We start from the raw sequence: 11,581 nt of genomic DNA, 5'->3' as shown, positions 1-11,581 counted from the left end.
AACGCGGGCCGGTTCCAGCACTCGGACGGAACCTTCCTGCAGTGGTGAGCAACGGCTCGCACCCTGTTCGCCAGTGAATCTCCATCCCATCGAGACAGAAGGACGTCACACACGATGATCACCGTCTACGGATATGTTCCCGCCTGGGGGATCCCGGACATCAGCCCGTACGTCACGAAGGTAGTCAACTACCTGAAGTTCACGGGTGTCGAGTTCGAGCACAAGACGCAGGACCTGGCGACCCTGGACGAGGACTCGCCCCACGGCAAGCTGCCGTACATCGTCGACAGCGACGGAACCAAGGTCGGTGACTCCAACACGATCATCGCCTACCTGAAGGACAAGTACGGCGACAAGCTCGATGCGGATCTGAGCAAGCAGGAGCTTGCCCTGGCGCTCGCGTTCAACCGGTTGATCGAGGAGCACTTGTACTGGAGCGGCATCATCCAGCCGCGCTGGCGTGAGGACAGCGGGTGGGAGACCTACATCCCGTACATCGTTCAGGGCGCCGAGGTGACCCCGGAGATGCGCGAAGGCCTGGACGGGTTCCGGGGCCGGATCCTCACCGAGTTCGACGGCCAGGGTATGGGCCGGCGTAGCGCGGAGGTCGTCGTCGAGTTCTTCCGGGCGGATATCGATGCCCTGTCCGACTTCCTGGCCGACAAGGACTTCTTCCTCGGCGACAAGTTGCATTCGATCGACGCCTCGGTGTATTCGACGCTGCGGCACATCGCCGACCAGCCGCAGCAGTGGCTCGGATCCGGATATGTCCAGTCCAAAGCGAACCTCGTGGACTACATGGACCGCATCCGCAAGCAGTACGACATCTAACTCGCCGGTAATCGACTGTCTTGGAGCATCGTTCGATGATTGATCTCTACTACTACACAAGCCCCAACGTGCGGAAGGTGCTCATCGCGCTGGAGGAATTGGGACTTGACTACCAGATCGTCTGGACCGACATCAGTGAGGGCGATCAGTTCGAATCGGAGTACGTCGAGATCAATCCGAACAGCAAAGTGCCGGCCATCGTGGATCACGATGGCCCCGGTGGCCGGCGCTTGGCGATCTTCGAATCCGGTGCCATCCTGCTCTACCTGGCGGAGAAGACTGGTCGCCTGCTCCCCGAGGATCCGATCGCCCGCCAAGAAGTGTTGTGCTGGCTGTTCTGGCAGGTGGCCAACCAGGGACCGATGGCCGGACAAGCCGCCCACTTCGTCTCGCATGCCCCGAAGCAGGGAATCGACAACCCGTACGCCCGAAACCGCTACGCGGGCGAGGTGGCCCGCCTCTACCGCGTCATGGATGACCGGCTCGCTGATCGCGAGTACCTCGCCGGCGAGTACTCGATCGCGGACATCGCGGCATTCCCGTGGACTCGGGTGGCCGCCGGGCACGGGGTCGATGTCGCCGACTACCCCAACGTCAAAGCGTGGGCCAACCGTATTTCTGCCCGACCCGCCGCCAAGGTCCGGATCTCCGACCCGCGCGAGGAGAAGGCCCGAAACCACGTCTACAGCGCGGAACAGTTCAAGACCCTCTTCCGCCCGGAAGGAAGTCAACCATGAGTATCGCCGCAGATTCTCTGTCCAACATCACCCCACCTGGGCTGACCATCGACGGAGAGATCACGACCACCGCAGCGGTGATCCCTGTGATCAACCCCGCCACCGAGTCGGCCTTCATCGAGGTTCCGGACGCCGGAGTCGAGCACCTGGACGCCGCGGTCTCTGCCGCTCGGCGCGCCGCCAAGAACTGGGCTACGCACGACCTCCCCTTCCGGCAAGGCATCGTCCTTCGCCTGGTCGACCACGTGCGTGCCAACATCGACGAACTGGCCCGTCTGGTGACCCTCGAACAGGGAAAGCCGTTGGCGAAGGCCGCCGGCGAGATCGAATCGGGTCTGCGTGGTCTCGAGCGGTATGCGAGCTGGGACATTCCTGTCGAGGTCATCCGGGACAACGACGACGAGCTGATCGAGGTGCACCGCGCACCGGTCGGTGTCGTCGGGGGGATCACCGCCTGGAACTATCCCCTCCTGCTGGCGCTGTGGAAGATCGGCCCCGCCCTGATCACCGGCAACCCGATCATCGTCAAACCCTCACCCCTGACCCCGGTGGCCACCTTGCGCCTGGGTGAGCTCGCGCAACAGATCCTCCCCCCGGGTGTGTTGCAGGTGCTCAGCGGCGGCGACGACCTCGGCCGGGCGATGACGGCTCACACCGGGATCGACAAGATCACGTTCACCGGGTCCGAACGCGCGGGGAAGTCGATCATGGCGGGCGCCGGCGCGACCCTCAAGCGCCTGACCCTCGAACTCGGTGGCAACGATCCCGGCATCGTCCTCGACGACGTCGACGTGGCGTCGATCGCGGCGGACCTGTACTGGGGCGCCCTGTCGAACTGTGGTCAGGTCTGCGCGGGCCTCAAGCGCCTCTACGTGCCCCAGCACCTCGCCCCCGCGATCGAAGAGGCTCTGGCCGAGGTCGCCAAGGGGGTGAAGGTGGGCAACGGACTCGACGACGGAGTCGACATGGGCCCGGTCCAGAACGCCGCCCAGTTCACCAAGGTGCGTGGCTATGTCGATGATGCGGCCAACCGCGGCGCCGACGTGTACTTCCGCGGTGAGGTGCCCGAGGGCCCCGGCTACTTCCACCCAGTCACCTTGGTGCGCGGGGTCGACGACTCCGTGCCCCTGGTTCGCGAGGAACAGTTCGGCCCGGTCCTGCCGATCCTGACCTACACCGACATCGATGATGTGATCGCACGGGCCAACGACTCCGAACTCGCGCTCGGCGCCTCGGTGTGGTCCTCCGACGAACAGCGCGCGACCGAGGTCGCCGAACGGGTCGAGGCGGGCACGGTCTGGGTCAACCAGCACCCGATGCTCTCCTCCGATGTTCCGTTCGGAGGCGTCAAGCAGTCCGGCCTCGGAGTCGAACAGTCCATCCACGGTGTCCTCGAGTACACCAACTACAGAGTGCTGCGGGTCAAACGATGACCGCTGAACCGAACCATCCAGAAGACCACCGCCCATACCGTCACAATGGAAGGCGCACAATATGTTACTGAACCGGGACGATTGGTACGACATCTCGCGAGACCTCGACTGGGAACTGAGCTACGTCGATCCGGCGGTGGCGTTCCCGACGAGTTGGAGCGGTGCGGGGGACGTACCGAAGGACGCCTGGGACAAGTGGGACGAACCGTTCCGGGTGTCGTACCGCGACTACGTCCGGATCCAGCGTGAGAAGGAGTCGGGCGTCAAGGCCGTCAGCAGCGCCCTGGTGCGTTCCGGCACCTACGAGAAGCTCGATCCCGCGCACGTCGCCGCATCGCATCTGCACATGGGCACCACGTGCATGGTCGAGCACATGGCGGTGACCATGCAGAGCCGATTCTGCCGGTTCGCGCCGACCCCGCGCTGGCGCAATCTCGGGGTCTTCGGGATGCTCGACGAAACCCGTCACGCCCAGCTCGATCTGCGTTTCTCCCACGATCTGCTCAAGCAGGATCCGCGTTTCGACTGGTCGCAGAAGGCGTTCCACACCAAGGAGTGGGGTGTCCTGGCGGTGAAGAACTTCTTCGACGATGCGATGCTCAACGCCGACTGCGTCGAGGCCGCGCTGGCGACGAGCCTGACCGTCGAACACGGATTCACCAACGTCCAGTTCGTCGCATTGGCCGCCGACGCCATGGCTGCCGGCGACATCAACTGGTCGAACCTGTTGTCCTCCATCCAAACCGATGAGGCACGCCACGCTCAGCAGGGTTTCCCCACCCTGTCCATCCTGATGGAGCACGACCCGGCCCGCGCGCAGAAGGCACTCGATGTCGCCTTCTGGCGGTCCACCCGGCTGTTCCAGACGTTGACCGGGCCGGCGATGGATTACTACACGCCCCTCGATCAGCGGAAGATGAGCTTCAAGGAGTTCATGCTCGAGTGGATCGTCAACCACCACGAACGGATCCTCGAGGACTACGGGCTGAAGAAGCCCTGGTATTGGGACCAGTTCCTGTACTCGCTCGAGAACGGTCATCACGCCATGCACCTGGGGACCTGGTTCTGGCGCCCGACGCTGTTCTGGAAGCCGAATGCCGGCGTTTCGAAGGATGAACGGGACTGGCTGCGGGAGAAGTACCCCACCTGGGAAGAGAACTGGGGTGTGATGTGGGACGAGATCATCAAGAACGTCAACGATGATCGGATCGAGGACACTCTGCCGGACACGTTGCCGGCGCTGTGCAACCTCACCCAGCTCCCGTTGGGATCGGCGTTCTCCCGGCACGATCTCGCCGACCACAGCATGACCTACAAGGGTCGGCTCTACCACTTCGATTCCGAGATCTCCAAGTGGTGCTTCGAGCAGGACCCCGAGCGCTACGCCGGCCACCAGAACTTCATCGACCGCTTCATCGACGGCCAGATTCTCCCGGCCGACCTCGCCGGTGGGCTGCTCTACATGGGTTTGACCCCGGACGTGATGGGAGACGATGTGTACGACTACGCCTGGGCGAAGGACTATCTTCCCTCGAAGCCCGCACCGGCGGAGGAATCCGTTGAACGCGAACCGATCTCGATCTGAGCTCGGACTTCACTCGATCGGCAAGGAGAAGAACTGATATGGCACCGTTTCCCATTACCGGCCGTTTCGTCGGCGATTTCGTCCCAGTCCTCGTGGCCGTGGACACCGACGACACCTGGGATCAGATCGCCCGCAAGGTCGCGGCGCATTCGGTGGGCCGGCGGGTCCCGAAACCCGAGGTGAGCCCGGGATACGACGTGCTCGTGAACGGCACCGTGATGACGTCCGACGCCACCCTCGGCGAGTTACTCGGCACCCGCACGATCCCACCGCTGCAATGGGTCGACGTTCGCTTCCGAGAGCAGGTGGGTTCCAATGGCTGACGAGCCCGGCAACGACTTCGTCGACCTGGTCGCCGAGGACGAACTGTGGGACGACGAGATGGAATCGTTCGACGTCGGAGACGACGAAGTGCTCTTGGTGAAGGTGAACGGTGAGGTCCGCGCATACGACGGAATCTGCCCACACCAGAGCATCTCGCTGGTCGAGGGGGAATTCGAGAACGGTGTCGTCACCTGCCGCGCACACGAGTGGCAGTTCGACGCGCTGACCGGTTCCGGGGTCAATCCCCGAGACACCTGTCTGCACAAGCACGACGTCCGAATCGTGGACGGTGTCATTCAAGTTCGCCTCAAGTCGCCGGCCGCGGCGCATCACTGACCGTAGGAGTTCACACTCATGACCATTGTCGACATGGATGCCTCGGACGAGTCGTCCCCCGACCTTGTGGGTCCGGTCATCCGGGCCGGAAACCTTGCGGAGGCGGTGATCGATGCGATCGAGGAGGACAACCCGGGACAGGACGTGCTGGTGCTCGACCGCGAGGACTACGTCCGCATCCACACACGCGGAGCGTGCCGCCTGACGCAGTCGAGCCTGGAAAAGCACTTCGGACAGAGTTATCAGCTGGCCGCGCTCGAGATCGACATGCCCTCGTTCAAGGGGCGCCTCAAGACTCGCACCGATGAATACGTCTGGTTCTACCAGAACTCCGGACAGGAGAAGTCATGACCAACAAGACACCGCGGTCCCGTTCACGCGGGCTCAAGACCTGGAGTGCGTTCGGCAACCTCGGGCGACGGCCCACCGAGTACGAAGTGCTCACGCACAACATGAACCACACCACCGGGCCCGTGCCACTCGAAATGGGACCGGACGTTCACGGAAACGTGTGGCTGCGCGAGCACCGTGACTCGATGAAATTGACGGTCGCCGACTGGGATGCCTTCAGGGATCCCGATACCGTCACCTACGGCAGTTATGTTGCCGACCAAGACGATCAGGAGACGTACGTCGAGGGTTTGATCGCCCAGTTCGACGGCGAAGGCTCCGACGAGACGCTTTCCGATGAGGCACTGACCCTGCTGGTGCGGGCCCTGACCCCGACGCGGTACGTCGCGCACAGCCAGCAGATGCTGTCCGCCTACGTTCAGCAGCTCGCGATCAGCAGCTATGTCGCCAACTGTGCCGCTTTCCAGACCGCGGACCAGCTCCGCCGGGTGCAGCTCACCGCGTACCGCACCACCCAACTGCAGCTGACGCATCCCGAACGCGGCTTCGGCACCGCGGAGAAGGAATTCTGGACCGAGCGCCCCGACTGGCAGCCGATTCGGGCCGCATTCGAATGGGCCCTGGTGGAATTCGATTGGGACCGAGCATTCGTCGCGACCAATCTGGTGACCAAGGCCATTGCGGATCAGCTCTTCCTCGTCCAGCTCCGGCGTCAAACCGCCCGGGTCGGGGCGCGATTGGACTCGCTGATTCTGGAGAACCTCTGGCGTGACAGCTTGCGGAGTCAGCGCTGGTCGGCGGCCTTGGTCGAATTCCTCGTCACCGCCGATCCCGGCAATCTGGATGTGCTTCAGGGTCATTTGAGTGAATGGTCCGCACGCGGGAACGAGATGATCGGGGCCGGTGCCCGGATCGTCGCGTCACCGAGTGGGGCGTCCGCGGACGAGATTGCTTCCGCTGTCCGCCAGGACTGGCACTCGTTCCTCGACTCCGTCGGTCTGCGGGCCGAATCCGATTGAGATCTGAGACCATGACTGTCACAGTGAACTTCAGTGGGTACGAGGGACCGGTGACGTGCGGGCCCGAAGAGACACTTCTTCGGGCCGGCCTCCGGGCCGGACTGGCCCTGCCCTACGAATGCGCCAGCGGTGGATGCGGCAGTTGCCGCGCGCAACTCGTGGACGGGGAGGTCAAGAACCTCTGGCCCGACGCCGCTGGGCTCTCCGAACGTGATCGCCGACGCGGCAATCGGATCCTGATGTGCCAATCGATTCCCACGGCCAACTGCACAGTCAAGGCACCGATACTCGACGGGCCGACGGTGAGTCGAGAGGCAGTGCCCGAGCGTGTGACTTCCCGACTCCTGGGCCGCGAAGCGCTGACCCCCGATACCGCTCTGTTCACCCTCGACTTCAGCTCACCCATCGACTTCCTGCCGGGGCAGTTCATGCTGCTGGAATCACCGGACGGGGTTCGGCGGGCCTACTCGATGGCGCACCCCGCCGACGGTGCCGGCTCCACCACCGTGGAATTCATCATCCGCGCCAAGCCCGGCGGCGCGGCATCGAGTTGGCTCTTCGAAAAGGTCCAGGTGGGCGAGGAAATCCTGGTCGAAGGACCCTATGGGCGTGCATACGCACAACCGGGGTCCGAGCGTCCGGCGGTGTGTATTGCGGGCGGCACCGGGCTGGCACCGATCCTCGCGATCACCGAGGAACTTCTCGTCGAGAACCGGGCGCGGCGGGTAGACCTGTACATCGGTGCGCGTATGGCCGGGGACATCGTTCTTCTCGATCGGCTCGCCCGCTTGAACGAATTGGGTGCCCGTGTCGCCGTCTCGGTCGAAGATCCCGACCTCGCCGGCAATGAGCCATCGGGTTGGGACGTGTTTGACGATTCCCGGGTAGGGCGGGTGATCGACCACGTCGCCGAAGACTGGACCGATCTCAGTGAGCACGACATCTATCTCGCCGGCCCTGCCGGAATGGTCGACGCGGCGTTGCGAGCGCTGGTACGCGAGCGTGGGGCCTCCGCGGACCGGCTGTTCTTCGACCGTTTCATCGCCTGAACGCAGTCCCCCTCTCGAACTCGGAAGGATCCATCATGTTGCTGGAAACCATCGAACTACCGACCGATGAGCACTACGCACGTAACCTCATCGACGGAAGGTGGGTGTTTCCGGCCGCGCCTTACGAGTACGAGATCCGGAACCCCTCCGACAGCACGATCACCGCGGTTGTGCCCCTCTCGTCGCGATTCGACGTCGATCGGGCGATTTCGGCCGCCGGTGACGCGCTGTCGGGGCCGTGGTCCGAGCTACACACCCGGGACCAGCTGTTGGCTCTGTTGCTGCACCGGCTCGCCGAGGCGGCACCCGAGCTGGCACGCCTGCAGTCGACCGAGACAGGTCTCGGATACGCCGATTCGCTCGCCGGTATCGAATCGACATTGAGGATCGCTCGCGCGATCCTCACCCGGGAGGTCCTGCACCCACGGCCCACACCCGCAGGCATCTCCGGGCACGTCCTGTCGTGGGGGGCACCGTTCTCGGAGATGCTCCTGAATGTTTTCCCGGCACTGGCCGCCGGAAACACCGTTGTGATCAAGCCGTCGCTGCGCGGCCCCTTGTCACCGGTGGCGGTCGCGTTCATCGCGGACCGGCTCGGATTTCCGGCCGGCGTTCTCAATATCGTGCAGGGCACCGGCGTCGACGTCGGCGCCGCCCTCATCAGTAGTACCGCACTCGGGACGCTGCACGTGCGGGCGAACGAGTCCACCGTGAGCCGGGCCAGCCGAGCTGAACGCCGGACACAGGTGCCCCTGCGGACCCTGACCGGTGGCGGCAACGCCGCGATCGTCTACCCCGGCCTCGCGAATGACAAATTCGCGGCGATGGCCTCCGCCATCGCGGAAGCCGTTCGGGTGCACAACGCGGGCGGACCATTCGGTCTGCACACCGTCGCGGTGCACCGGGACGTCGCCAAGAATGCCATCGCCGCGGTTCTCGGCCAGCTGACCCGCTTCAACAATCGTGCCGCTCCCCTGCCCAGCGAACCCATCCGGCGGCGGGCCTTCGACCGGATCGACGAGTTGGACGCCGGCGGCGGGCGGGTACTGCTGGGGGGAACGATTCCCGATGACATCAGGCATCGAATGGGGTGGCGGCTGCCCACCACGGTCGTCGATCTCGGCGACGCGACGTCGAAGGCTGCGGCAAAGGCGCTGGCCCACTCCCGTGAACCACTGGGACCCGTGCTCACCATCGTCCATTGGGACACCCTCGCCGACCTCGACAGGGTATTCGACGCTCGGCGCCATCGTGACGGCTACGCATCGATCTGGGGGGACGACTCCGCCGACGATCGCACCCGGTTCGGGGTCGCCGCCCGCGACCAGGGACCGCAGAGCGCCATGTACAGCGGCCTGGTACCGGCCGCCTGGACAGGGGAGTCGGCGCATCGCACTACCGGCGAGGTGGCGTCATGAGCTGGCCGCCGGTGCTCGACGACCCGCAGGCCCGCTCTGGGCTTCGGTTGGACTTCGTGTTCATCACCGATCCCCTTGCCGGACTGGCACCCGCGCACGACACCACCATCGCCTTGATGGAGGAAGCGCAGCTGGCCGGCCATCGCGTGTTGACCACAACGATCGGTGAGCTCGGCATCGATCGAGGGCGCGCATTCGCCCGTTGCCGGGAGGTGACGTTACGGCCTGCGGTCTTGAGCGAAGACAAGTGGATCGCCGACACCGACTGGTACACCAGTGGCGCATCCCGCCGCCTCCCTCTCGACGAGGTATCGGCGATCTTCATGCGGACCGACCCTCCGGTCGACAGCAACTACCTTCGTGCCACCTTCATCCTCGACTTGGTCGATCCCACCACGACGCTGCTGATCAATTCCCCTGCCGGGCTCCGCGACGCGAACGAGAAGTTGTTCGCCCTGCGGATGCCCGAATTGGGTCCCCCCACCCTCGTCTCCGCGGACAGAGACGAAATAGTCGAAGCCGTGCATTCCTGGGGCACCGCAGTTCTCAAACCCACCGACGGCATGGCCGGCCGTGGCATCATGCTCCTGCGACCGCATGACCCGAACCTGCACTCGATACTCGACACCGCCACCGTCCGCGGTGGCCAACACGTGGTCGTCCAGCAGTACATTCCGGAGGCGGAGACAGCGGGCGACCGTCGCGTGATCGTCCTCGACGGTCAGCCGATCGGATCCGTCCGCCGACTCGTCGAGACCGGCGGCGCCGGCGATGAATTCCGGTGCAACATGGCCACCGGTGCACGCGTCGTGCGCGACACCGTGACCGCCCGCGATCGTGAAATCTGCAACACACTCGGACCCGAGCTCGTCAGGCGCGGACTCGTGTTCGTCGGAATCGACATCATCGGAGACAGGCTCACCGAAGTGAATGTCACCAGCCCAACAGGAATCCGCGAGATCGATGCGCTCAGCGGCACCCGCCTGGCAGCCGACACGATCGAATGGGCGGTTGCCCGGTGCACAACCATGACGGAGATGCGATGAGCAGGGCGGTCCCACCGAAACAGCGCGAGCAAATCGTCGTCATCGGCGCCGACGCCGCGGGTATGAGCGCGGCCCATCAGGCGCTGCGCAGCGCGAAAGCCGCGGGACGCGACGTCGATGTGATCGCGCTCGAGAAGACCTCCGACACCTCGTATTCTGCCTGCGGCATCCCGTACCTGGTGTCCGGGACGGTCGGCACGACCGACGAATTGAGCGCTCGCACTCCCGAGAAGCATCGGGCGATGGGGGTGGACCTCCGGATGAACGTCACCGCAACACAGATCGACCTCGATACTCGGACGGTCACCTACGCCCACAACGCTGGAGGTGAGGAGGAAGTTGTTCGATTCGACAAGCTTGTCCTCGCCACCGGTGCCCATCCGATCATCCCGGAGTGGGCGGTGACCGACGGCGGTGAGCTTGTGGGAGGTGTGCACCCGGTCAAGGATCTCGATCATGCCCGGCACTGGCTCGATCTCGTCTCCCGCCGGGCACGCGGCGGAATAGCCATCCGCCGCCGCGCGGTGGTGGTGGGCGGCGGGTACATCGGCGTCGAAATGGCCGAAGCGATGGTGCAACGCGGATTCAGCACCACCCTCCTGACGCGCAGTGCTGTGATGAGCAGCCTCGACAGCGATATGAGTGAGAGGGTGCGCGAGACCGTTCAAGCAGGCGGAGTCGACGTCGTGACGAACACCACGGTCGCCGATATCGACATCGACAGCGTCGACGGCCACGTTCGGTCGGTCACCGGCAGTAACGGACAGGTCTACCCCACCGACGTCGTCGTCCTCGGACTCGGTGTGCGCCCGGCCACCGAACTCGGCGTGGCCGCCGGATTGCCCATCGGCGAACGCGGCGGCTACTTGCCCAACGAGCGGCAAGAGGTCGCCGAGGGCGTATGGGCGGCCGGGGACTGCTGCGAGGTCATCGACCGAATCCGGGGGAAGTACGTCCTCGCGCCCCTGGGCACCCACGCGAACAAGCAGGGTCGTATCTGTGGGTACAACACGGTTGGCGGATCGCACGAGTTCCCTGGTGTTCTGGGCACCGCCATTACCCGGTTCGTGTCCGCCGGCACTCACGTGGAGGTCGCCCGCACAGGCCTCGGTACTCAGGAGGCGACCGAGGCGGGGTACGACGTGGAGTCTCTGGTCACTGTCGGCGGCACGGCGAGTGGATATATGCCGGAGCGATCACCGATCGCCACCAAGATCATCGCCGACCGTCGTACGCGCCGGTTGCTCGGTGTGCAGATCGTGGGCGGGGCTCAGTCGGCCAAGAGGATCGACACTGCGGCCGCGGTGCTGTGGGGCGAGATGAGCGTCGACGACCTTGCCGCGATGGATCTCTCGTATGCCCCACCGTTCGCCACCGTGTGGGAAGCGATTCAGCTCGCCGCCCGCCGATTGTCGGATCGGATGTGACCGCGCCGAACCAGCACCGCTTCGG

At 64.7% G+C, this 11,581-nt stretch carries 12 protein-coding genes; all 12 read left to right on the top strand.

The window, feature by feature from the left end:
* The first annotated feature begins 114 nt into the window (after nucleotides 1–114).
* Nucleotides 115–831 (top strand): iIsoprene-epoxide--glutathione S-transferase, encoded by a 717-nt coding sequence (isoI, locus tag AZG88_RS03255; RefSeq protein ID WP_061045198.1) that lies wholly within the window; start codon nucleotides 115–117, stop codon nucleotides 829–831.
* 35 nt (nucleotides 832–866) lie between these two features.
* The gene (locus AZG88_RS03250) at nucleotides 867–1,568 is read left to right on the top strand and encodes a glutathione S-transferase family protein (RefSeq protein WP_061045199.1); all 702 of its coding nucleotides are present in this window, start codon (nucleotides 867–869) and stop codon (nucleotides 1,566–1,568) included.
* A gap of 77 nt (nucleotides 1,569–1,645) precedes the next feature.
* Entirely contained in the window at nucleotides 1,646–3,001 is a 1,356-nt protein-coding gene (tadD, locus tag AZG88_RS03245) for a non-phosphorylative glyceraldehyde 3-phosphate dehydrogenase TadD (RefSeq protein ID WP_156517414.1), read from the top strand.
* Nucleotides 3,002–3,062: 61 nt separating this feature from the next.
* Nucleotides 3,063–4,586, top strand: coding sequence for an isoprene monooxygenase oxygenase subunit alpha (isoA, locus tag AZG88_RS03240; protein ID WP_061045201.1), 1,524 nt, complete (start codon nucleotides 3,063–3,065; stop codon nucleotides 4,584–4,586).
* Nucleotides 4,587–4,624: 38 nt separating this feature from the next.
* Nucleotides 4,625–4,909 carry an isoprene monooxygenase oxygenase subunit gamma gene (gene isoB / locus AZG88_RS03235; RefSeq protein WP_061696999.1) on the top strand — a complete coding sequence of 95 codons (285 nt, stop codon included), beginning with the start codon at nucleotides 4,625–4,627 and terminating at the stop codon, nucleotides 4,907–4,909.
* The gene (gene isoC, locus AZG88_RS03230; protein ID WP_005241088.1) at nucleotides 4,902–5,246 is read left to right on the top strand and encodes an isoprene monooxygenase ferredoxin; all 345 of its coding nucleotides are present in this window, start codon (nucleotides 4,902–4,904) and stop codon (nucleotides 5,244–5,246) included. The genes isoB and isoC overlap by 8 nt, the downstream gene beginning before the upstream one ends.
* 18 nt (nucleotides 5,247–5,264) lie before the next feature.
* Nucleotides 5,265–5,597: an isoprene monooxygenase effector protein gene (gene isoD, locus AZG88_RS03225; protein WP_025432436.1), complete on the top strand. Its 333-nt coding sequence runs from the start codon at nucleotides 5,265–5,267 to the stop codon at nucleotides 5,595–5,597.
* Entirely contained in the window at nucleotides 5,594–6,616 is a 1,023-nt protein-coding gene (gene isoE / locus AZG88_RS03220; RefSeq protein ID WP_005241084.1) for an isoprene monooxygenase oxygenase subunit beta, read from the top strand. Before isoD ends, isoE begins: the two co-directional genes overlap by 4 nt.
* A gap of 11 nt (nucleotides 6,617–6,627) precedes the next feature.
* Nucleotides 6,628–7,665: an isoprene monooxygenase reductase gene (gene isoF, locus AZG88_RS03215; RefSeq protein ID WP_025432435.1), complete on the top strand. Its 1,038-nt coding sequence runs from the start codon at nucleotides 6,628–6,630 to the stop codon at nucleotides 7,663–7,665.
* Between the two features lie 35 nt (nucleotides 7,666–7,700).
* Complete coding sequence (locus AZG88_RS03210; protein WP_061696998.1) at nucleotides 7,701–9,083, top strand: aldehyde dehydrogenase family protein; 1,383 nt, start codon at nucleotides 7,701–7,703, stop codon at nucleotides 9,081–9,083.
* A complete protein-coding gene (gshB, locus tag AZG88_RS03205; protein ID WP_082833217.1) occupies nucleotides 9,080–10,129 on the top strand; it encodes a glutathione synthase in 1,050 nt (349 codons plus the stop codon). The genes AZG88_RS03210 and gshB overlap by 4 nt, the downstream gene beginning before the upstream one ends.
* A complete protein-coding gene (locus AZG88_RS03200) occupies nucleotides 10,126–11,556 on the top strand; it encodes an FAD-dependent oxidoreductase (RefSeq protein ID WP_061696997.1) in 1,431 nt (476 codons plus the stop codon). Before gshB ends, AZG88_RS03200 begins: the two co-directional genes overlap by 4 nt.
* Nucleotides 11,557–11,581: the final 25 nt, after the last annotated feature.

The sequence above is a fragment of the Rhodococcus sp. LB1 genome, assembly GCF_001583455.1.
Classification (GTDB): Bacteria; Actinomycetota; Actinomycetes; order Mycobacteriales; family Mycobacteriaceae; genus Rhodococcus_F; species Rhodococcus_F opacus.
This window is presented reverse-complemented; position numbering and strand designations above follow the sequence as displayed.